Origin of the sequence: Streptomyces zinciresistens K42 (assembly GCF_000225525.1) — a bacterium.
GTDB classification, from domain to species: domain Bacteria; phylum Actinomycetota; class Actinomycetes; order Streptomycetales; family Streptomycetaceae; genus Streptomyces; species Streptomyces zinciresistens.
The window spans coordinates 47,390-69,278 of the sequence record NZ_AGBF01000006.1 but is presented as its reverse complement, the minus strand read 5'-3'; the positions used below and the strand labels follow the sequence as shown (position 1 = coordinate 69,278).

Here is a 21,889-nt window from a genome sequence, read left to right as displayed (position 1 = left end):
ACCCTCGCTCGAATGGGTGATCCGTTTCACGCTCGGCGAGAGGCGGTCGGGAGCACGTGATGGGCTCGGTAGCATCAAGCACCGGCCCGGACGGGGAGAAGTCGCCATCCCCTGTGCCGAGTCCGCCCTGGGGCACTCCGTCCGCCGGTCCACGCAGCCGGAGGTGCCCATGAGTGCGGAGGCCACGAATTCCGCGACGCCAGGCCCGGTCGCGGGCCCCGTGACGCCTGCGGTGCCTCGCCGGAAGGCCCGAGCCCGCATCGACCTGCGCCGCCTCGGCCGGGCGGCGCTGCTCGGCCCCGCCACCCGCGGCCGGCTGCCGGACGCGATCAGCCATGTGGTCGACGCGCACCGGGCCCACCATCCCGACGCCGCCCTCGAACCGCTGCGCCGCGCCTATGTGCTGGCCGAGTCCTCCCACCGCGGTCAGATGCGCAAGAGCGGTGAGCCGTACATCACCCACCCCCTCGCGGTGACGCTGATCCTCGCCGAACTCGGCGCCGAGACGACGACCTTGACCGCGTCCCTGCTCCACGACACCGTCGAGGACACGGACGTGACGCTCGACCAGGTGCGCGAGGAGTTCGGCGAGGAGGTCCGCTTCCTGGTCGACGGCGTCACCAAGCTGGAGAAGGTCGACTACGGCGCCGCCGCCGAGCCGGAGACCTTCCGCAAGATGCTCGTCTCCACCGGCAACGACGTGCGCGTGATGTCGATCAAACTCGCCGACCGGCTGCACAACATGCGCACCCTCGGCGTGATGCGCCCCGAGAAACAGGCCCGCATCGCCAAGGTCACGCGCGACGTGCTGATCCCGCTCGCCGAGCGGCTCGGCGTGCAGGCGCTCAAGACCGAACTGGAAGACCTGGTCTTCGCGATCCTGCACCGCGAGGAGTACGAGCACACACGGGAGTTGATCGCCGACAACGCCGCCCGCGCCGACGACCCGCTCGCCGAGATGGCCGAGGGGACGCGCGCGGTCCTGCGCGAGGCCGGCATCCAGGCCGAAGTCCTCATCAGACCGCGCCACTTCGTCTCCGTGCACCGCGTGTCCCGCAAACGCGGCCGGCTGCGCGGCGCCGACTTCGGACGGCTGCTGGTCCTGGTCAACGAGGACGCCGACTGCTACGGCGTCCTGGGCGAACTGCACACCTGCATGACGCCCGTGGTCTCGGAGTTCAAGGACTTCATCGCCGTCCCCAAGTTCAACCTGTACCAGTCGCTGCACACGGCGGTGGCCCGCGAGGACGGCCAGGTCGCCGAAGTCCTCATCCGCACCCACCAGATGCACAAGGTCGCCGAGGCCGGGGTCGTCGCGCTCGGCAACCCCTACGCCGCGCCCCAGGAGGAGCAGACCGCCGCAGGCGACGGCGAGCGCGCCGACCCCACCCGGCCCGGCTGGCTCTCCCGCCTCCTCGACTGGCAGGAGGCCGCCCCCGACCCGGACACCTTCTGGTCGACGCTGCGCGAGGACCTCGCCCAGGACCGCGAGATCACCGTCTTCCGGCCCGACGGGGGCACCCTGGGCCTGCCTGAGGGCGCGACCTGCGTGGACGCCGCCTACGCGCAGTACGGCGAGGACGCGCACGCCTGCATCGGCGCCCGCGTGAACGGGCGTCTGGCGACCCTCAGCACCGTCCTGCGGGACGGCGACACCGTGCAGCTCCTCATGGGCCAGGACCCCGCCTCGGAGCCCTCCAGGGAGTGGCTGGAGCACGCCCACACCCCCGGCGCCCGGATCGCCATCCAGCGGTGGATCGCCAGCCACCCCGCCCAGGACGACGGCACCGAGCGGGGCGTGTCCTTCCGGTCGGGCGACGCCGGGGCGTCGGGCCAGGACACCCTGACCGTCCGCCGGTCCGCCGACGCGCCGTCCGGCCGCGCCGCCGCCAGCGTCCTCGTGGACCCGCCCGGCGCGAGCGTACGACTCGCCGGCTGCTGCACGCCCGTACCGCCCGACGAGGTCACCGGCTTCGCCGTGCGCGGGGGCGTGGTGACCGTCCACCGCGTGCAGTGCCCGGCGGTGGCCCGCATGAAGAGCGCCGGGCGCGCGGACGTCGACGTGCGCTGGGGCGAGTCGACCGAGGTCCGGGTCACCCTGCTCGCCGAATCGTTCGTCCGGCCGCATCTCCTGGCCGACCTCACCGAGGCCATGGCCCAGGAGGGCGCCGAGATCGTCTCGGCGACGGTCGAGCCGCCGAGCCAGCAACGCGTGCGCCACACCTACACGGTCCAGCTCCCCGAGGCGGCACTGCTGCCCGCACTCATGCGGGCGATGCGGAACGTGGCGGGCGTGTACGACGTGAGCAGGGCGCAGACGCCCGGAGCCTGAGGAACGCGGGGGCCGCACGGCCATCCGGTCGGCGCCGAGGGACGCCGGGGAGCGCTGGGCGTAGGAACCTCCCACGCGCGTAGGCGGGGTGTGGACGCGGGCGCGGGCGGCGCGTAGGAACCTCCCGCGCGCGGACGCGCGAAGCACGGCGGTCGCCACGGCCGCGCAGACCATCGGGAACCTCCCGCGCGCGGACGCGCGAAGCGCGGGGTCGTGTGGAGCACCTCGTTGCACGCCCGCACCTCCCGCGCGCGTACACGGCAAGTGACGGCCCGGCGGGCTGGCTGACCGGCCTGGCGCACCTCCCGCGCGCGTACGCGGGAGGTGCCCGGCAAGCCCGCACCTCCCGCGTACACGAACGCGCGGGACCGCGGTGCGCCCGCTGGTCCGCGCTCCGCACCCGTTCGAGTGGGCCGGTCGCGCGCCGTCGACGCCCCGCGCGCGGGCGCTGATAGCCGTGGTTCATGCTGCTCACCCCCCGCACCGAGGCTCGGCGACCGGCCCCGGGCACCTCCCGCCCCCGCTCCGCAAGCCGTCGGCGCCTGAAGACGTCCGCCCTGATCGCCCCCGTCCTCTCGTGCTGCCTGCTCGCGGCCGGCGCCCCCGCCACGCCGCTGGGCATCGGCGACCGGCTCTACCCGCAGCTGGGCAACCCCGGCTACGACGTGACGTCGTACGACCTCTCCTTCACCTACTCCGGCTCCAACAGCAAGCCCCTGAAGGCCGTCACCACCATCGAGGCGCGCACCACGACGGCCCTGAAGCGCCTCAACCTCGACTTCGCCCACGGCAAGGTCGAGTCCGTGCAGATCGACGGCGAGCCCGCGTCCTTCAGGAGCGCCGGTGAGGACCTCGTCGTCACGCCCGAGGACCCGCTCGCCGAGGACGAGGAGGTGACGATCACCGTCCGGCACACCAGCGACCCCGTGTACAGCGCCCGGCGCGAGGGCGGCTGGGTCCGCACCTCGGACGGTCTCGCCATGGCCAACCAGGCCGACGCGGCCCACGTCGTCTTCCCGGGCAACGACCACCCGTCCGACAAGGCGATGTTCACCATCCGGATCACCGCGCCGAACGGCTACACCGCCGTCGCCAACGGCCTGCGCACCGGCGTGGACCGCCGGGGCGCCTCGACCACCTGGACGTACCGCACCCGGCACCCCATGGCCACCGAGCTGGCCCAGGTGTCCATCGGCCGGTCCGAGGTCCTGCGCCGCACCGGCCCGAACGGACTGCCCGTACGCGACGTCGTCCCGGCGGCGGACCGCGCGAAGCTCGAACCGTGGCTGAAGAAGACCCCGGGCCAGATCTCCTGGATGGAGGACAAGGTCGGCCGCTACCCCTTCGAGACGTACGGCCTGCTCATGGCCGACGCCACGACCGGGTTCGAACTGGAGACGCAGACGCTCTCCCTGTTCGAGAAGGACCTCTTCACCCAGCCCGCCTACCCCAAGTGGTACGTCGAGTCGATCATGGTGCACGAGCTGGCGCACCAGTGGTTCGGCGACAGCGTCAGCCCGCGCACCTGGTCCGACCTGTGGCTCAGCGAGGGCCATGCCACCTGGTACGAGACCCTCTACGCGGCCGGGAGGACGGACCGGCCGATGGAGGCGCGGATGAAGGCCGCCTACGCCGCCTCCGACCGCTGGCGCGCGGCCGGCGGACCGCCCGCGGCCCCCAAGGCGCCGGCGCCCGGCAAGAAGACCGGCATCTTCCGGCCGAACGTCTACGACGGCGCGGCCCTCGTCCTGTACGCCCTGCGCCAGGAGATCGGCACCCAGGCGTTCGAGCGCCTGGAGCGTGCCTGGGTCAGCCGCTACCGCGACCGCTCCGCGTCGACCGCGGACTTCGTCGCGCTCGCCGAGGACGTCTCCGGCCGCGATCTGGGCGGATTCCTGCGGCCCTGGCTGTACGGCGAGAAGACCCCGCCGATGCCCGGCAGGCCGGAGTGGAAGGCCGCGGACCCGCAGAAGCCGGCGGCGAAGGGGAAGCCGGGAGGCAGGGGCACGGCGGTCGCCCCTGGCAAGGCCGCGGGGAAGGGCTGATCGCAGGCCCCGGCCCCGGCCCCGGCCCCGGTCCGTGTCCGAGGCCGGCGCCGGGGCGTCCCGGACGAGCCGACGCGCAGGAGAAACCGAGCCGTGCGATAACTCGGTGACGAGACGGCTCGTGCCGTGCGACCATCGTCGGGTCGGCGCGGCACGGGACCGGGAATCTCCCGGAGCACTCGTGCGTTGTGGACAGTGACGGAACAGACACCGCGTCGCGATCCGAAAGATCGTGCCGGTCGCACTGCCGCCGTCGCCGCACAACCGGTCTCCAACGACGTAAGGACCCAATGACCTCCTCTTCTTCCCTTTCCCAGGACACGAAGCGCTTCGCGAACAGTCATCCCGAAGGTCTTCGGGCCGATGCCCTGATGGAAGAGGACGTCGCCTGGAGCCACGAGATCGACGGAGAGCGGGACGGCCACCAGTTCGACCGCTCCGACCGTGCGGCGCTGCGCCGCGTGGCCGGCCTCTCCACCGAGCTCGAGGACGTCACCGAGGTCGAGTACCGCCAGCTCCGCCTGGAGCGGGTCGTGCTCGTCGGTGTCTGGACCTCGGGCACCTCGCAGGACGCGGACAACTCCCTCGCGGAACTCGCCGCCCTCGCGGAGACCGCGGGCGCGCTCGTGCTCGACGGCGTCATCCAGCGCCGCGACAAGCCCGACGCGGCCACCTACATCGGCTCCGGCAAGGCCCAGGAGCTGCGCGACATCGTGCTGGAGTCCGGTGCGGACACCGTCATCTGCGACGGTGAGCTCAGTCCGGGTCAGCTGATCCATCTCGAGGACGTCGTCAAGGTCAAGGTCATCGACCGTACGGCCCTGATCCTCGACATCTTCGCCCAGCACGCCAAGTCCCGTGAGGGCAAGGCGCAGGTCGCCCTCGCGCAGATGCAGTACATGCTGCCGCGGCTGCGCGGCTGGGGTCAGTCGCTGTCCCGCCAGATGGGCGGCGGCAAGGGCGGCGGCCTCGCCACCCGCGGTCCCGGTGAGACCAAGATCGAGACCGACCGGCGGCGGATCCGCGAGAAGATGGCGAAGATGCGCCGGGAGATCGCGGAGATGAAGACCGGCCGCGACATCCAGCGCCAGGTGCGCCGGCGCAACAAGGTGCCCTCGGTCGCCATCGCCGGCTACACCAACGCGGGCAAGTCCTCGCTGCTCAACCGCCTCACGGGCGCCGGTGTCCTCGTGGAGAACGCCCTGTTCGCCACCCTCGACCCGACCGTGCGCCGGGCCGAGACCCCGGGCGGACGGCTGTACACCCTGGCCGACACGGTCGGCTTCGTACGGCATCTGCCGCACCACCTGGTCGAGGCGTTCCGCTCCACCATGGAGGAGGTCGGCGACTCCGACCTGATCCTGCACGTGGTGGACGGCGCGCACCCGAACCCGGAGGAGCAGCTGGCCGCCGTGCGCGAGGTCATCCGGGACGTCGGCGCCACCGGGGTGCCCGAGATCGTCGTGATCAACAAGGCGGACGCGGCCGACCCGCTGACGCTCCAGCGCCTGCTGCGGATCGAGAAGCGCGCGCTCGCCGTCTCGGCCCGCACCGGTCAGGGCATCGACGAACTGCTCGCCCTGATCGACAACGAACTGCCGCGGCCGTCCGTCGAGATCGAGGCCCTCGTGCCGTACACCCACGGCAAGCTGGTCGCCCGAGCCCACACCGAGGGCGAGGTGATCTCCGAGGAGCACACCCCGGAGGGCACGCTCCTGAAGGTGCGGGTGCACGAGGAACTGGCGGCGGATCTCGCCCCGTACGTGCCGACCGCGACGGCCTGACACCCGGGGCGCGTGGCGGCCCGGCAGGCCGTAGCGCGCGCTGAACGCCGAAGGCCCGCTTCCCTTTCCCGGGAAGCGGGCCTTCCGTCGTGTCCGTGTCCGTTCCCGAAGCGCCCGGCCGCCCGGGGCGCGGCGGCCCTCAGGACCGCCCCGCCGCCGCCCCGCGCCCCGCTGCGGCCGTCGCCGAGGCAGCCGCCCCTGCCGCCCTCAGCGCCCGGCGAACTTCTGGCTCACCCCGTCGAACACGGTCTTGGCCTCCTTGCCCAGGCGCGGACCGGCCAGCCAGCCGGACTCCACCGGACCGATCGACGTGTTCGACACCAGGGCGGGCTTGCCGTCCGGGCCGGCCGCGATCCAGCCACCGCCCGACGAGCCGCCGGTCATGGTGCAGCCGATCCGGTACATCGTCGGGGCGGAGTCGCTCAGCGACAGCCGGCCCGGCTTGTCCTGGCACTGGTACAGCTTCTGGCCGTCGTACGGCGGAGCGGCCGGATAGCCGATCGCCTTGACGGCGTTCACCTGCGGAACGGCGGGAGCGTTGAAGTCCACCGCCACGGCCGAACCGACCGTCTCCTCAAGCGACTTGCCGTTGCCGCCCTGCTCCGGCTTCACGTGCAGCACGGCGAAGTCGTAGGGGGCGCCGTCCCCACCCGTCGGGCCGCCCTGCGCGATCCACTGGTCCGAGGTCTGCGCCCAGTCGGCCCACCAGACGCCGTACGGAGTGACCTGCTCCTTGGGGGCGCCCTTCAGCCGGGCCGCGTCCATGCCCTGGTTGTTGTACGCCGGCACGAACGCGAGGTTGCGGTACCAGCCGCCCTTCTTGCCCGCGTGCACACAGTGCCCGGCCGTCCAGACGAGGTTGGACCTGCCGGGGTTGGCCGGGTCCTTCACGACCGTCGCCGAGCAGACCATGGTGCCCTTGGGGGAGTCGAAGAACACCTTGCCCGCCTCGGGAGCGTTGGCGTTGTAGGCGGGCGGCACGGCCTGGGCGTCCACCGGATCGGGCGCCGGGTCGGTCACCCCCTGGTCGCCCGAGACGTCGCTCTCGTCGACACCGCGGTCCGGGTCCTGCGCCTCACGCATCCGGTCCGGGTTCCACAACCCCGCGATGATCGGGTTGATGTAGTCCTGGGCCTCGCGCAGCCAGTCCTCCTGGTCCCACTTCTTCCAGGCCCCGCCCCGCCACTTGTCGATGTCGATCCCGCGCTCCTTGAGCTGCTCCTTGATGTCGTCCGGGATCGTGATCTGGCCCTCGCCGCCGGCCGCGGCGGAGGGCGTGGCCTCGGCGCCCGCGTCCGCTCCGCCCGACTGGCAGGCGGTGGTGGCGAAGGCCAGCGCGGCGGCGAGCGCCACCACGGGCAGCGGGGAGGTTCTGCGACGCGGGCTCCTCCTGCCCCGGCGAGTGGTGAACGACGCCCATATGGATCGCATGGTCTGACTCCCCCTGAGGTGAAAGTACTTGGTGCCGCGGGTGCGGGAACGATCCGGTCGCGTCGAGCGCGCGCTCGCCCGATCGGCCTGCCCGCAAGGCGTGTGGGAACGGCAACACACACTATGCGGTCGCTGTCGGCGAGTTCCGACGGTACGGCAACGGTTCAGCCACAGGCTGCCTGACCTGGGCACGAGGCCCCGGGCACGGCAACGATCTCGAAGTCACCCGTAACCCGGTGCCGGGAGCGGGGTTGGTAGCGGTGGGGACCAGCCGCCGACGCGCGGTCCTCGGTGCCCAGTTCCCTGGAGTTTCGAGTGGACGCTCGCGGGGCTGCGTATCTCGGGTCGGGCGAGGAAGCGGCAATCCTGCTCGCCCCCGGACAGCGGGAGGACAGGGAGCCATGACCGTGACCGAATCTGTGCGCGGAGCCGCATCCGACCCGGCGGGTGCGCGCGCGGTGCACGAGGGAATCCTGCGGCGGCAGTCCGCGCGCGAGTCCGCGGCGCGTACGTACGCACGCGCCCTGCCGATCGTGCCGGTGCGGGCGCGCGGGCTGACCATCGAGGGCGCTGACGGCCGCCGTTACCTCGACTGCCTCTCCGGCGCCGGCACCCTCGCGCTCGGCCACAACCACCCCGTGGTCCTCGAAGCCATCCGCAAGGTCCTGGACTCGGGCGCGCCCCTGCACATCCTCGACCTCGCGACCCCGGTCAAGGACGCGTTCGTCACCGAGCTGTTCCGCACCCTCCCGCCCGGCCTCGCCCGCAACGCGCGCGTGCAGTTCTGCGGCCCGGCCGGCACCGACGCCGTGGAAGCCGCCTTCAAGCTGGTGCGCGCCGCCACCGGACGCAGCGGCATCCTCGCCTTCAGCGGCGCCTACCACGGCACGACCGCCGGAGCACGGGAGGCGTCGGGCGGCGCGGGCGACGTACGGGTCGCGCGCCTGCCCTGTCCGCAGGACTACCGCTGCCCCTTCGGCGTCGGCGGTGCCCGCGGCGCCGAACTCGCCGCTCGCTGGACCGAGTCCGTCCTCGACGACCCCAAGTCGGGGGTGCCGCAGCCCGCCGGGATGATCCTCGAACCCGTCCAGGGCGAGGGCGGGGTCGTCCCCGCGCCGGACGAATGGCTGCGCCGCATACGGCGGATCACGGCCGACCGCTCCATCCCGCTGATCGCCGACGAGGTGCAGACCGGGGTGGGGCGCACCGGCTCCTTCTGGGCCGTGGAGCACAGCGGGATCACTCCCGACGTCATGGTCCTCTCCAAGGCCATCGGCGGCAGTCTGCCGCTCGCCGTGATCGTCTATCGGGACGAGCTCGACGTCTGGCAGCCCGGCGCCCACGCGGGCACCTTCCGGGGCAACCAACTCGCCATGGCCGCGGGCACCGCCACCCTCGCCCACGTCCGCGAGAACCGGCTCGCCGAACGCGCCGCCCGCCTCGGCGCGCACATGCTCGGCCAACTCCGCGGACTGGCCGCCGACTTTCCCTGCGTCGGCGATGTGCGCGGGAGGGGCCTGATGATCGGCGTGGAGGTGGTGGACCCGGCGCACGAGGAGCCTCGGTACGAGGTCCCGCCGAGGGACGCCGGTGAGGCCGGGCACGCGCCGGCCGTCCGGGACGGTGATCGAGCGCACGGCGGCGACGCCCGGACGGGAGGCGGGGGAGAGCCGGACAGCGGGCCTGAGCCGGGCGGTGGAAGGCCGGGCGCCGGGCCGGAGGCGAGCCGTGGAGAGCCCGGCAACGAACCTGCGCGGGACGGCCGTACGGCACATCCCGCCGCGCCCGACCTGGCGGCCGCCATCCAGCGGGAGTGCCTGCGGCGCGGACTCATCGTCGAACTCGGGGGCCGCCACGGCGCCGTCGTGCGGCTCCTCCCACCCCTGACCATCAGCGACGAGCAGGCCGCCGCCGTGCTCGACCGGCTGGCCGACGCGGTGGCCGCCGTGTCGCGCGGCCGCCCCGACCCCGACCGGATCGGCGTACCCCGCCGGGACCACCGGCGGCCCGGCGACGGCGGCCCGGCGGAGCGCACCGGGCGGGCAGGACCGGCCGGGCAGCGCCGGTAGACCGGGTGGTCGGCCGATCCCCAGCGGCCCGCCATCGCCCAGCCGCGTCCCCTTCGACCGCCCCCCCACGACGTGGGCGCCCGTGGCTCACGTGCACGGCCGTACGGCACCCCACCGCCGCACCGCCCGAACCATCGAGAAGGGCCAGCCTTGACCACCACCCCCACATCCGACGGCCGTCCCACGGCCCCTCCGCAGGCCGGCCCCGCCCTCGCCCCGCCCTCGCCGCACCCGCCCGGCTCGCCGCCGGACGCGCGGCTCCACGGGCCGGGCGACGCCGGCGGGCACGGTGACGTCCGCGAACACCGTGACGCTCCCGATCAGGGTGACGCCCCCGACCCCTTGGAGCACCCGGACCCCCGCACCGCGGCCGAGGCCGCCGCCGTGGAGAACCTGCTCCGCTGCTGGGTCCGCGAGACCGGTGTGTCCAGGCCGGTCGACGGACTCCTCCGCATCCCGTTGCCCGCCACCGGAGTGCCCCTGGTCGCCCCGGTCCGGTACTGGTCCCCGACCGGCTGGCACCGCTTCGGCTTCCCCAGGCTCGCCGGGGCCGCGCTCCGTTCCCCGCAGATCGACGCGGTCACCCTCGCCGCACTCCTGGCCAGGGAGTCGCACCCAGGGGACCAGGACCGCGCGGCAGCCGCCACCGCCGTGCCGGCGGCGACCGAACTCGTCGCGCGCGTCGCCGACTCCGTACGCCGGACCGCCCTGTTCATCGGCCACCGTCGCGCCGTTCCGGCCACCGGCTCCGACCTCTTCCTCTCGGCCGAGCAGGCCCTGCTGCTCGGCCACCCGCTCCACCCGACCCCGAAGAGCCGCGAGGATCTCTCCGACGCCGAAGCCCTGCGCTACTCACCCGAGTCGCACGGTTCCTTCCCCCTGCACTGGTTCGCGGTCTCTCCGTCGGTGACGGCCGCGGACTCGGCGTGGACCGAGCGCGGCCGGGTCGTCCCCGCCGCCCTGCTCACGGCGCGGCTCGTGGGCACCGAACTGCCCATGCCCGACGGGTACACGGCGCTTCCCCTGCACCCGTGGCAGGCGCGCGAGATCCGCCACCGCCCGGGTGTCGCGCCGCTGTTCGACGCCGGGCTGCTGCTGGACCTCGGTGCCCGTGGCGCGCCGTGGCAGGCCACCTCCTCCGTCCGGACCGTCCACAGGTCCGGCGCCGCCGCCATGCTCAAACTGTCGTTGGCGCTGCGGATCACCAACTCCCGCCGCGAGAACCTGCGCAAGGAGCTCCACCGCGGTGTCGAGGTCCACCGGCTCCTGCGGAGCGGCCTCTCGGCGCAGTGGCGGTCCGCCCACCCGGGCTTCGACATCGTGCGCGACCCGGCCTGGCTGGCCGTCGACGGCCCGGACGGCCGGCCGGCGACGGGCCTCGACGTGATGATCCGGCACAACCCCTTCCGGCCGTCGGACGACGTGTCCTGCGTGGCCGGGCTCGTCTCGCCCTGCCCCGTCTCCCTCACCGGCGCGGCCCGCGGCGGCGCGACCGGCAGCCTCGTCACACCCGGCCACCCCGCCCCGTCCCGCCTCGCCGTACTGATCAGCCGCCTCGCGGCCCGAACCGGACGTTCCGCGGGAGCCGTGTCGGCCGAGTGGTTCCTGCGCTACCTGGAACAGGTGATCCGGCCCGTGCTGTGGCTGGACTCCGAGGCCGGCATCGCACTGGAGGCACACCAGCAGAACACGCTGCTCCTGCTGGACGGGGACGGCTGGCCCTGCGGCGGCCGCTACCGCGACAACCAGGGCTACTACTTCCGCGCGTCCCGTCGCCCGGAACTCGACGCCCGGCTCCCCGGCATCGGAGAGCGCAGCGACACCTTCGTCGCGGACGAGGTCACCGACGAGCGCTTCGCCTACTACCTCGCGATCAACAACGTGCTCGGACTGATCGGCGCGTTCGGTTCCCAGGGCCTCGCCGACGAGCGGTTGCTGCTCGCGGCGTTCCGCCGCTTCCTCGGCGACGTGGCGTCGGGCCCCGCGCGTCTGCGCACCCCCCTCCCCGCGCGACTCCTCGACTCGCCCGTGCTGCGCTGCAAGGCCAACCTGCTGACCCGGCTCCAGGGCCTGGACGAACTCGTCGGCCCCGTCGACACCCAGTCCGCGTACGTCACGATCACCAACCCCCTTCATCTCTGAGGAACATGCCCCACCCGCCTCCTGAGAGGAGCGTCGCCGTGCCCCCCACCGACGCGAGCGCCAACGCCGACACGTCCCCGGCCACCGACATCGGCACCGAGCCGGGAGCCGGCCGCGGCGACGGCCGCACCCCACCGGCCTCCCCACCGGCCGCCCCGCGAGGTGCGTCGAAAGCGGTCGAGGACACCGACCCGGACAGCGAGGACACGCTGGACCTGGAACTGCCCCCCGAGTTCGTCGCGCTCTTCGCCGATGACAGCACGGACGGCACAGAGCGCACAGACAGCACGGACCGCACAGAGAGCACAGACCGCGCGGACCATGCAGAGCGCGAGGGCGACAAGTGCGCGGTCCCCGGCTCCGCCCGCCCCACTCCGCTCACGGACGATCTGCTCGACCACCTGGCCGACTGGGGGCCCACCCGCACCCCCGCCGGGCTTCTCCACCTCGTGCCCGTACACGTCGAACGCGACCTGCGGATCATCAGCCGGTGGATGAACGACCCCGCCATCGCCGCCTTCTGGGAACTGGCCGGCCCCTCGAACGCCACCGAGGAGCACCTGCGCTCCCACCTCGGCGGTGACGGGCGCAGCGTCCCGTGCGTCGGCCTCCTGGACGGCACTCCCATGAGCTACTGGGAGGTCTACCGTGCCGACCTCGACCCGCTGGCCCGGTACTACGCGGCCCGCCCCCACGACACCGGCGTCCATCTGCTGATCGGCGCCGCGGGCGACCGGGGACGGGGACTCGGCACCGCACTCCTGCGGGCGGTCGCCGACCTCGTGCTCGACAAGCGCCCCGCCTGCGCGCGCGTCGTCGCCGAACCCGACCTCCGCAACACCCCGTCCGTCGCCGCGTTCCTCGGCGCCGGATTCCGGTTCTCCGAGGAGGTCGAGCTGCCCGCCAAGCGCGCCGCCTTCATGGTCAGGGACCGCACCCTGCGCCATCTCATGTGACGCCGCGCAATGCGATCGTCACCCCGCTCCCGGCCCTCCGGCGCGGTGGCCGGGAGGGTTCACCGGCTCGCGGCGCCCGGCACCTCCCCCGAGCCCTGCGGGCAGGGGGACCCCCAGGCCGCGTCGTCGCGTCATCCGGGTGCGTCCCGTACGCGGGTGACGCTCCGCCTCGCGGGGCACCGCACCGGACGCCGCGAGCCGCCCCCACCGCACCAGGAACCAGGGTCTTGATCCCGCCCCCCGTCCCCACCGTGATCGCCCGATTGTCAGTGGCGGGTCGTAGGGTGGTCGCGCTATGACGAAGCCCTCACTCCCCGAACTCCTCCATGCCGCCGTCACCGCCGTCGGCGGTATGGAGCGCCCCGGCCAGGTGACCATGGCCGAATCCGTCGCGCAGGCGATCGACGACGGCTCCCATCTGCTGGTCCAGGCCGGCACCGGCACCGGAAAGTCGCTCGGCTACCTCGTGCCCGCGCTGGCGCACGGCGAGAGGGTCGTCGTGGCGACGGCGACCCTGGCGCTCCAGCGTCAGCTCGTGGAGCGGGACCTTCCGCGCACGGTCGACGCGCTGCATCCGCTGCTTCGGCGGCGGCCCGAGTTCGCGATGCTCAAGGGCCGGTCGAACTACCTCTGCCTGCACCGCCTGCGCGAGGGCGTCCCGCAGGACGAGGAGGACGGCCTCTTCGACCAGTTCGAGGCGGCCGCCCCCACGAGCAAGCTCGGCCAGGACCTGCTGCGGATGCGCGACTGGGCGGACGACACGGAGACGGGCGACCGCGACGACCTGACTCCCGGTGTCTCGGACCGCGCCTGGTCCCAGGTGTCGGTGTCCTCGCGCGAGTGCCTGGGCGCGACGAAGTGCGCGTACGGCGCCGAGTGCTTCGCCGAGGCGGCGCGCGAGCGGGCCAAGCTCGCGGAGGTCGTCGTCACCAACCACGCCCTGCTGGCGATCGACGCCATCGAGGGCGCTCCGGTCCTGCCGCAGCACGAGGTGCTGATCGTCGACGAGGCGCACGAGCTGGTGTCCCGGGTGACCGGGGTCGCCACGGGCGAGCTCACCCCCGGCCAGGTCAACCGGGCGGTGCGCCGTGCCGCGAAGCTGGCCAACGAGAAGGCCGCCGACCAGCTCCAGACCGCCGCCGAGGGCTTCGAGCGGCTGATGGAGCTGGCGCTGCCGGGCCGGCTGGAGGAGATCCCGGAAGACCTGGGCTACGCGCTCATGGCGCTGCGCGACGCCTGCCGGACGGTCATCTCGGCGATCGGCGCGACCCGCGACAAGTCCGTGCAGGACGAGGACGCCGTCCGCAAGCAGGCACTCGCCTCGGTGGAAGCCGTCCACGGCGTGGCGGAGCGGATCACGAACGGCTCCGAGTGGGACGTCGTCTGGTACGAGCGGCACGACCGTTTCGGCGCGTCCCTCCGCGTGGCCCCGATGTCGGTCTCCGGTCTGCTGAGGGAGAAGCTCTTCGCGGACCGTTCCGTCGTCCTGACGTCGGCGACCCTGAAGCTGGGCGGGGACTTCAACGGCGTCGGCGCGTCCCTGGGACTGGCCCCGGAGGGCACCGAGGGCGACGACCTCCCGCAGTGGAAGGGCGTCGACGTCGGCTCGCCGTTCGACTATCCCAGGCAGGGCATCCTCTACGTCGCCAAGCACCTGGCCCGCCCCGCGCGGGACGGCGACCGGACGGACATGCTGGACGAGCTGACGGAGCTGATCCAGGCAGCCGGGGGCCGCACTCTCGGCCTCTTCTCCTCGATGCGGGCCGCTCAGCTGGCCGCCGAGGAACTACGGTCCCGCATCCCCGAGTTCCCGATCCTCCTCCAGGGCGAGGAGACGCTCGGCGAGCTGATCAAGAACTTCGCGGCCGACCCCCGGACCTGCCTGTTCGGGACGCTGTCGCTGTGGCAGGGCGTCGACGTCCCCGGGGCCGGCTGCCAGCTCGTGGTGATGGACAAGATCCCGTTCCCCCGCCCCGACGACCCCCTGATGAGCGCCCGGCAGAAGGCGGTGGAGGACGCCGGAGGCAATGGGTTCATGGCCGTCGCCGCCACCCACGCCGCCCTCCTGATGGCCCAGGGCGCCGGCCGCCTCGTCCGTGCCTCCGGTGACCGGGGGGTGGTGGCCGTGCTGGACCAGAGGCTGGCCACGGCTCGCTACGGCAGCTATCTGAAGGCGTCACTGCCCGACTTCTGGTACACGACGGACCGTGATCAGGTCCGCCGGTCGCTGGCCGCGATCGACGCCGTGGCCCGGAAGGCGGAGGCGGAGGCGGAAGCTGCGGCGCCGGAGCCGGCAACAGTGGACCGGGCGGAGTGAAATGAGGTGGGTGGTCCTTCGCGGCGCCGTGAAAGGCCACCCACCCCTCGCGGACCCACGGGCACCGGGGTGGAGAGCGGAGCCGAACGGGGTGGGCGAACGGTCCTCGCACACCACCCCGGCCCCGGAGGGCGGCGCCTTGGCCGCCGGACAGCACAGGGCCCCGGAACCGGCGCAGAGGTCCCGGGGCCCGGTCAGAGGGCGAAAGCCTATGGCCCGCCCGCCGCGGCGGTCGTCAGACTCGCCGCAGCACCGCCACCACCTTGCCCAGAATGGTCGCGTCGTCACCGGGGATCGGCTCGTACGCGGCGTTGTGCGGGAGGAGCCAGACGTGTCCGTCCTCCCGCTTGAAGCGCTTCACGGTGGCCTCGCCGTCGAGCATGGCGGCCACGATGTCGCCGTTCTCGGCGACGGGCTGGCGGCGGACCGTGACCCAGTCGCCGTCGCAGATCGCGGCCTCGATCATCGAGTCGCCGACGACCTTGAGGACGAACAGTTCACCGTCGCCGACGAGCTGCCGGGGGAGCGGGAAGACGTCCTCGACGGACTCCTCCGCGAGGATCGGGCCGCCGGCGGCGATGCGGCCGACGAGCGGAACGTACGACGCGGCGGGCTTGCCCGTGGTGTCGGTGGGCTGCACCGAGGCGGCCTGGTCCGAACCGCGGACCTCGTACGCGCGCGGGCGGTGCGGGTCGCGGCGCAGGAAGCCCTTGCGCTCCAGGGCCATGAGCTGGTGTGCGACCGACGACGTGCTCGACAGTCCGACCGCCTGGCCGATCTCCCGCATCGACGGCGGGTAGCCGCGCCGCTGGACGGAGTCCCTGATGACCTCGATCACGCGGCGCTGGCGATCGGTGAGTCCCGAGCTGTCCGCCCGGATTCCGGGAGGTCGGCCGGGTAGGGAGCGCTTTTGTCCCTCGGGATTCACGGCTTCGTTCATCGCATGCACCGGCTCGAGTCGGCCCTGGGAGCGGTCCTGGGCAGTGATGGCGGCACTGTCTGCGGTGGTGGTCACGTCGGCCCCTCTCGATGGTCTCCCTGCTGCACAACGGTAGTTGCTTTCGAAAGGTTGCGCCAAACACACGTTCGAGTGAAAAATCGCGGAGCGCCTGACCTGATCGCATGTCGGGGTGTATGGCCAGACGATCCGGCCTACGGGCAAAAAGGTCCATTGCTGTACTCTTCACCGCCGGGCCGGCGCCCCAGTCTGTCATCCGGGGTCTGCCCGCTCGCGAACCGGCCCCGATCTGTGCGGGAGTCCCACGTCCCCTCCGTGCCGCGCTCACGCTATCTCCGTATGTGCCGCGGCGATACGGCCGTGCACCCCGAGGTGCGCCGTGCGGGTGCCCGCGTACGGCGCGTTCCGATGTTCCCGCGACACGCGTGTTCGGCGTGGATGTATGAGCCAATCCCCACATCTAGTGGTTGGATTGCGGCAGCGGCCCAGAAGTTGTGGTCCCCCCGGTCTTCGGACGTTCGGAGATCGCCTATGCTTGGGGCTGCTTCGAGGGGCCCATGTGGCCCTGCGAGGCTATTGAGTCTGCTGTGAGGAGGGTTGGGACTGATGCACTGCCCCTTCTGCAGGCACCCCGACAGCCGGGTCGTCGACAGCCGTACGACCGACGACGGCACGTCGATCCGCCGCCGCCGCCAGTGTCCCGACTGCTCCCGTCGTTTCACGACGGTGGAGACGTGCTCACTGATGGTGATCAAGCGGTCCGGGGTCACCGAGCCCTTCAGCCGTACCAAGGTCATCAACGGCGTGCGCAAGGCGTGCCAGGGACGGCCTGTCACCGAGGACGCGCTCGCCCAGCTCGGCCAGCGGGTCGAGGAGGCGGTGCGGGCCACCGGAAGCGCCGAGCTGACCACCCATGACGTGGGGCTGGCCATACTCGGCCCGTTGCAGGAACTCGACCTCGTCGCCTATCTGCGATTCGCCTCCGTCTACCGGGCGTTCGACTCGCTGGAGGACTTCGAGGCCGCGATCGCGGAACTGCGGGACACGCCGGGAGGCCCCGCCGCGGACGACGAGGACCGTGAGGAAGACGCGGTGGCGGGGAGCCGTGAAGACGGCCACGGGCCCGGAGGGACCGGCCAGGTCCCCGTGCCCGCGGGCGCCGCCGACTGAGGGCTGACCGGATCCGCCTTCAGGGCGGATCCGGTCGTGCGGCGGCCACACAAGACCTGTTGCGGGTGGCGATCCAGCGGTGCCCGCGACACCAGACAGAACCACGTGCCACGGGGAACATCGCGGCACTTCAGGGCGTTTTCGCCCGTAGAGGGAGGCGGCATGACAGAGACGGCGAGCGGTCCGGCACGGAGTTCCCGAGCCAAGGGCACCAAGGCGACCAAGGGACTGCGTATCGAGCGCATCCACACCACCCCCGGCGTGCACCCGTACGACGAGGTGGTCTGGGACAGCCGTGACGTCGTCATGACCAACTGGCGCGACGGCTCGGTGAACTTCGAGCAGCGCGGCGTCGAGTTCCCCGGCTTCTGGTCGGTGAACGCGGTCAACATCGTCACCAGCAAGTACTTCCGGGGTGCCGTCGGCACTCCGCAGCGCGAGGTGAGCCTCAAGCAGCTCATCGACCGCATCGTGAAGACGTACCGGAAGGCCGGCGAGGACCACAAGTACTTCGCCTCGCCCGCCGACGCCGAGATCTTCGAGCACGAGCTGGCGTACGCCCTCCTGCACCAGATCTTCAGCTTCAACAGCCCCGTCTGGTTCAACGTGGGCACCCCGCAGCCCCAGCAGGTCTCGGCCTGCTTCATCCTGTCCGTCGACGACTCCATGGAGTCGATCCTCGACTGGTACAAGGAAGAGGGCATGATCTTCAAGGGCGGCTCCGGCGCAGGTCTGAACCTCTCCCGGATCCGCTCCTCCAAGGAACTGCTCTCCTCGGGCGGCAACGCCTCGGGCCCGGTCTCCTTCATGCGCGGTGCCGACGCCTCCGCGGGAACGATCAAGTCGGGCGGCGCCACCCGCCGCGCCGCCAAGATGGTCATCCTCGACGTCGACCACCCCGACATCGAGGACTTTATCGAGACCAAGGTCAAGGAGGAGGAGAAGATCCGCGCCCTGCGCGACGCGGGCTTCGACATGGACCTGGGCGGCGACGACATCACGTCCGTCCAGTACCAGAACGCCAACAACTCGGTCCGTGTGAACGACACGTTCATGAAGGCGGTCGAGTCGGGCGGCACCTTCGGCCTGACCTCCCGTATGACCGGCGAGGTCATCGAAGAGGTCGACGCCAAGGCGCTGTTCCGCAAGATGGCCGAGGCCGCCTGGGCCTGCGCCGACCCCGGCATCCAGTACGACGACACCATCAACCACTGGCACACCTGCCCGGAGTCCGGCCGCATCAACGGCTCGAACCCCTGCAGCGAGTACATGCACCTGGACAACACGTCCTGCAACCTCGCCTCGCTGAACCTGATGAAGTTCCTCAAGGACGACGGCCTGGGCAGCCAGTCCTTCGACGCCGAGCGCTTCGCGAAGGTCGTCGAGCTCGTCATCACCGCGATGGACATCTCCATCTGCTTCGCGGACTTCCCGACGCAGAAGATCGGTGAGAACACGCGCGCGTTCCGCCAGCTCGGCATCGGCTACGCCAACCTCGGCGCCCTGCTGATGGCCACCGGACACGCCTACGACTCCGACGGCGGCCGTGCCCTCGCCGGTGCCATCACCTCTCTGATGACCGGCACGTCGTACCGGCGGTCCGCCGAACTCGCCGCGGTCGTCGGCCCCTACGACGGCTACGCCCGCAACGCCCAGCCGCACCTGCGCGTCATGAAGCAGCACGCCGACGCCAACGCCGTGGCCGTCCGCATGGACGACCTCGACACGCCGATCTGGGCCGCCGCCACGGAGGCCTGGCAGGACGTGCAGCTCCTCGGCGAGAAGAACGGTTTCCGTAACGCCCAGGCGTCCGTCATCGCCCCGACCGGCACGATCGGTCTGGCGATGTCCTGCGACACCACCGGCCTTGAGCCCGACCTCGCGCTGGTCAAGTTCAAGAAGCTCGTCGGCGGCGGCTCCATGCAGATCGTCAACGGCACGGTCCCGCAGGCCCTGCGCCGCCTGGGGTACCAGGAGGAGCAGATCGAGGCGATCGTCGCCCACATCGCCGACCACGGCAATGTCGTCGACGCCCCGGGCCTCAAGCACGAGCACTACGAGGTCTTCGACTGCGCGATGGGCGAGCGTTCCATCTCCGCGATGGGCCACGTCCGGATGATGGCCGCGATCCAGCCCTGGATCTCCGGCGCCCTGTCCAAGACGGTCAACATGCCGGAGTCGGCGACCGTCGAGGAGGTCGAGGAGATCTACTTCGAGGCCTGGAAGATGGGCGTCAAGGCGCTCGCGATCTACCGCGACAACTGCAAGGTCGGCCAGCCGCTCTCCGCCAAGACCAAGGAGAAGGAGAAGGCCGAGGTCACGCAGAAGGCCGAGGCCACCATCCGCGAGGCGGTCGAGAAGGTCGTCGAGTACCGCCCGGTCCGCAAGCGGCTGCCGAAGGGCCGCCCCGGCATCACCACGTCCTTCACCGTCGGCGGCGCGGAGGGCTACATGACCGCCAACTCCTACCCGGACGACGGTCTCGGCGAGGTCTTCCTGAAGATGTCCAAGCAGGGTTCGACCCTCGCCGGAATGATGGACGCCTTCTCCATCGCCGTCTCCGTGGGTCTGCAGTACGGCGTGCCGCTGGAGACGTACGTCTCGAAGTTCACGAACATGCGCTTCGAGCCGGCCGGCATGACGGACGACCCGGACGTGCGGATGGCGCAGTCGATCGTCGACTACATCTTCCGCCGCCTGGCGCTCGACTTCCTGCCCTTCGAGACGCGTTCCGCCCTCGGCATCCACTCCGCCGACGAGCGTCAGCGTCACCTGGAGACGGGTTCGTACGAGCCCTCCGAGGACGAGGTCGACGTCGAGGGCCTGGCCCAGTCGGCGCCGCGCGCCCAGGAGCTGAAGGCCGTTGTGACGCCCAAGGCCGAGGTCGAGGCCGCCAAGCCCGCTCCGCAGCAGGCGCACACCAGCGCCGAACTGGTGGAGATGCAGCTCGGCATCCAGGCGGACGCCCCGCTGTGCTTCTCCTGCGGTACGAAGATGCAGCGGGCCGGCTCCTGCTACATCTGCGAGGGCTGCGGCTCCACCAGCGGCTGCAGCTGACGCCGCGCGGGGCCGCGGGGCCCGTGGCTCCCGAGGGGGCCTGACGCAGCGCACGCAGAGGGGCGCCGACAGACAGTCGGCGCCCCTCTCCGCGTACGCGTCGACCGCCCACGCGTGCGCGTGGGGACGTCTCCGAGCCACGCCCGCCCACGCGTGCGTGGGCACGCCTTTTCAGGCCAGGTCTGCGTGGCCCATGGTCGCCGTGAAGGTGGCCGGGTCGTCCTCGAAGCCGTGGACGCCGGGCCGGAACTCCCAAGGGCCCGCACCGTCGCGCACGAACTCCGCGACCGTCGCCGCCGTGGCCCCGAGGACACCGCCGAAGTCGTCCTCGGCCAGCTCGGTGTAGCCCTCCCGGATGCGCAGCGCCGGATTGACGACACTGACGAACGTGCGCTGCGCCGGGCGCTGCTGGATCACGACGCCGACCAGCACGCGCGCGTACTTGGCGTCGAGCCGGTCGAGCTCGACGGTCAGCACCTCGTCCCAGCCGAAGCCCTTGCCGTCCTTGCTGTCCCGGTTCAGATAGATGGTGCCGTCGGGGGAGCGGCTGTCGAAGTGCACCACGTACGCGGGATCGCCGTGCGGATCGCCCGCCAGGTAGGTCGCGGCGACCACGTCCAGGTCGGTGGGCGGCTGACCGGACGGACTCGGGTCCCACTTGACCGAGATCTCGACCTTCCGACTGCCCTTGTTGATGGCGTTCACCAGGTTTCCCCTTCCCCGTGCCGCGTTGTCGTCAGCCTTGACCGCCTGCCCGCAACCACCAGGCGGAGAAGGCCGGTTGTCCATCCTGCCACGTCCTCGGGAGCGAGCGCGGGAGAGCACTCGCGCAGACCGCGACCGCGCCACGCTTCCTGGCCTTACCATGGCGCGGTGCTGGTCAAGTGGATTCGCTGCACCGTGGTGGACCGCCGCGGCTTCGAGCGGGGGCAGCGAAAATGGGCGGGGCTTCTGGGAGAGCCGGGGTTTCGGGGACAGGGTGGCGGGTGGAGCCGGGGGCGGCAGGGCGTGGCACACGTCTTCTCCTTCTGGGAGAGCCGCTCCTTCTACGACTCCTTCATGGCCCGCTCCCACGACCGGCTCGCCGCGTCCCAGTCGGGCACGTTCAAGGACGCCCAGGTCAAGCTGTTCGACTACCGCTTCGACGTGAAGACCGGATTCGAACCGCGTTTCACCGACGCCGACCTCGTCCGGGTGGCCCACTGCCGGGTCCACGAGGAACGCGCCGAGCACTTCACGCTCATGCAGGAGAAGGTGTGGAACCCCGCCATGGCCGGTTCCCCGGGCATGATCCGCGGGCTCTTCGGTGAGGCCCCCGGCCCGGAGTTCCTGATCCTCTCCATGTGGCTCTCGGCGGCCGAGCACGGCAAGTACCGCACCGAGCGCGTGGAGCGACTGGCGCTGCGGGCCCAGACCGAGGCGGACGTCGCCGCCCTCACCGGGGACATCGTCGGCCTCGAACCGTCCTGGACGGTCTGAGCCGGCCGCCGCCTGCCCGCTGCCCGGACCCGCGTCCACCACGTCTCCGTGTGACCGATGGTGCGGGAAATGTGTGACCTACGCCGTATGGAGCCCGTACGAGTGCTCGATCAGCCGTCACCCGATCTAGGGTTTTGGCATGTTGCGTC

Annotated in this window: 13 protein-coding genes; 10 read left to right on the top strand and 3 right to left on the bottom strand. The window is 72.0% G+C overall.

Annotation, left to right across the window (positions count from 1 at the left end):
* The first annotated feature begins 169 nt into the window (after positions 1 to 169).
* From SZN_RS03985 to hflX, 3 genes are all read left to right on the top strand, one after another.
* Positions 170 to 2,332 carry a RelA/SpoT family protein gene (locus SZN_RS03985; RefSeq protein ID WP_043727981.1) on the top strand — a complete coding sequence of 721 codons (2,163 nt, stop codon included), beginning with the start codon at positions 170 to 172 and terminating at the stop codon, positions 2,330 to 2,332.
* Between the two features lie 464 nt (positions 2,333 to 2,796).
* Positions 2,797 to 4,377: a M1 family metallopeptidase gene (locus SZN_RS03980; protein WP_007491622.1), complete on the top strand. Its 1,581-nt coding sequence runs from the start codon at positions 2,797 to 2,799 to the stop codon at positions 4,375 to 4,377.
* A gap of 290 nt (positions 4,378 to 4,667) precedes the next feature.
* Positions 4,668 to 6,161, top strand: coding sequence for a GTPase HflX (hflX, locus tag SZN_RS03975; protein ID WP_043727978.1), 1,494 nt, complete (start codon positions 4,668 to 4,670; stop codon positions 6,159 to 6,161).
* Positions 6,162 to 6,368: 207 nt separating this feature from the next.
* Here the strand turns inward: hflX and SZN_RS03970 are convergent, their stop codons facing one another.
* Positions 6,369 to 7,592 carry a trypsin-like serine peptidase gene (locus SZN_RS03970; protein ID WP_078508429.1) on the bottom strand — a complete coding sequence of 408 codons (1,224 nt, stop codon included), beginning with the start codon at positions 7,590 to 7,592 and terminating at the stop codon, positions 6,369 to 6,371.
* A 401-nt stretch (positions 7,593 to 7,993) separates the two neighbouring features.
* Between SZN_RS03970 and SZN_RS03965 the strand changes: the two genes are divergently transcribed.
* The 4 genes from SZN_RS03965 to SZN_RS03950 all read left to right on the top strand — a co-directional run bounded on the left by SZN_RS03965 (position 7,994) and on the right by SZN_RS03950 (position 15,076).
* Positions 7,994 to 9,661, top strand: a complete 1,668-nt coding sequence (locus SZN_RS03965) for a diaminobutyrate--2-oxoglutarate transaminase family protein (protein ID WP_007491616.1) — start codon at positions 7,994 to 7,996, stop codon at positions 9,659 to 9,661.
* Between the two features lie 150 nt (positions 9,662 to 9,811).
* A complete protein-coding gene (locus SZN_RS03960; protein ID WP_007491614.1) occupies positions 9,812 to 11,803 on the top strand; it encodes an IucA/IucC family protein in 1,992 nt (663 codons plus the stop codon).
* 38 nt (positions 11,804 to 11,841) lie between these two features.
* Positions 11,842 to 12,759, top strand: coding sequence for a GNAT family N-acetyltransferase (locus SZN_RS03955; protein ID WP_007491611.1), 918 nt, complete (start codon positions 11,842 to 11,844; stop codon positions 12,757 to 12,759).
* Positions 12,760 to 13,054: 295 nt separating this feature from the next.
* Entirely contained in the window at positions 13,055 to 15,076 is a 2,022-nt protein-coding gene (locus SZN_RS03950) for an ATP-dependent DNA helicase (RefSeq protein ID WP_007491610.1), read from the top strand.
* 235 nt (positions 15,077 to 15,311) lie between these two features.
* Here the strand turns inward: SZN_RS03950 and lexA are convergent, their stop codons facing one another.
* On the bottom strand, positions 15,312 to 16,091 hold the full coding sequence (lexA, locus tag SZN_RS03945; protein ID WP_007491609.1) for a transcriptional repressor LexA: 780 nt from the start codon (positions 16,089 to 16,091) through the stop codon (positions 15,312 to 15,314).
* A 549-nt stretch (positions 16,092 to 16,640) separates the two neighbouring features.
* On the opposite strand from lexA, the gene nrdR reads away from it, so the two are divergent.
* Positions 16,641 to 17,204, top strand: a complete 564-nt coding sequence (nrdR, locus tag SZN_RS03940; RefSeq protein WP_007491608.1) for a transcriptional regulator NrdR — start codon at positions 16,641 to 16,643, stop codon at positions 17,202 to 17,204.
* 162 nt (positions 17,205 to 17,366) lie between these two features.
* Positions 17,367 to 20,261, top strand: coding sequence for a vitamin B12-dependent ribonucleotide reductase (locus tag SZN_RS03935; RefSeq protein WP_007491607.1), 2,895 nt, complete (start codon positions 17,367 to 17,369; stop codon positions 20,259 to 20,261).
* A 171-nt stretch (positions 20,262 to 20,432) separates the two neighbouring features.
* Here SZN_RS03935 and SZN_RS03930 read toward each other — a convergent pair whose 3' ends face one another.
* On the bottom strand, positions 20,433 to 20,966 hold the full coding sequence (locus SZN_RS03930) for a TerD family protein (RefSeq protein ID WP_007491606.1): 534 nt from the start codon (positions 20,964 to 20,966) through the stop codon (positions 20,433 to 20,435).
* A gap of 168 nt (positions 20,967 to 21,134) precedes the next feature.
* Here SZN_RS03930 and SZN_RS03925 point away from each other — a divergent pair, with 168 nt between their 5' ends.
* Positions 21,135 to 21,740 (top strand): YdbC family protein, encoded by a 606-nt coding sequence (locus SZN_RS03925; protein ID WP_043727971.1) that lies wholly within the window; start codon positions 21,135 to 21,137, stop codon positions 21,738 to 21,740.
* Positions 21,741 to 21,889 lie beyond the last annotated feature (149 nt).

Excerpts from the sequence above, each read along its gene's own strand:
- nrdR (WP_007491608.1), top strand. The coding sequence starts at position 16,641 with ATGCACTGCCCCTTCTGCAGGCACCCCGACAGCCGGGTCGTCGACAGC.
- SZN_RS03965 (WP_007491616.1), top strand. The coding sequence starts at position 7,994 with ATGACCGTGACCGAATCTGTGCGCGGAGCCGCATCCGACCCGGCGGGT.
- SZN_RS03950 (WP_007491610.1), top strand. The coding sequence starts at position 13,055 with ATGACGAAGCCCTCACTCCCCGAACTCCTCCATGCCGCCGTCACCGCC.
- hflX (WP_043727978.1), top strand. The coding sequence starts at position 4,668 with ATGACCTCCTCTTCTTCCCTTTCCCAGGACACGAAGCGCTTCGCGAAC.
- SZN_RS03935 (WP_007491607.1), top strand. The coding sequence starts at position 17,367 with ATGACAGAGACGGCGAGCGGTCCGGCACGGAGTTCCCGAGCCAAGGGC.
- SZN_RS03980 (WP_007491622.1), top strand. The coding sequence starts at position 2,797 with ATGCTGCTCACCCCCCGCACCGAGGCTCGGCGACCGGCCCCGGGCACC.
- SZN_RS03985 (WP_043727981.1), top strand. The coding sequence starts at position 170 with ATGAGTGCGGAGGCCACGAATTCCGCGACGCCAGGCCCGGTCGCGGGC.
- SZN_RS03970 (WP_078508429.1), bottom strand. The coding sequence starts at position 7,592 with ATGCGATCCATATGGGCGTCGTTCACCACTCGCCGGGGCAGGAGGAGC.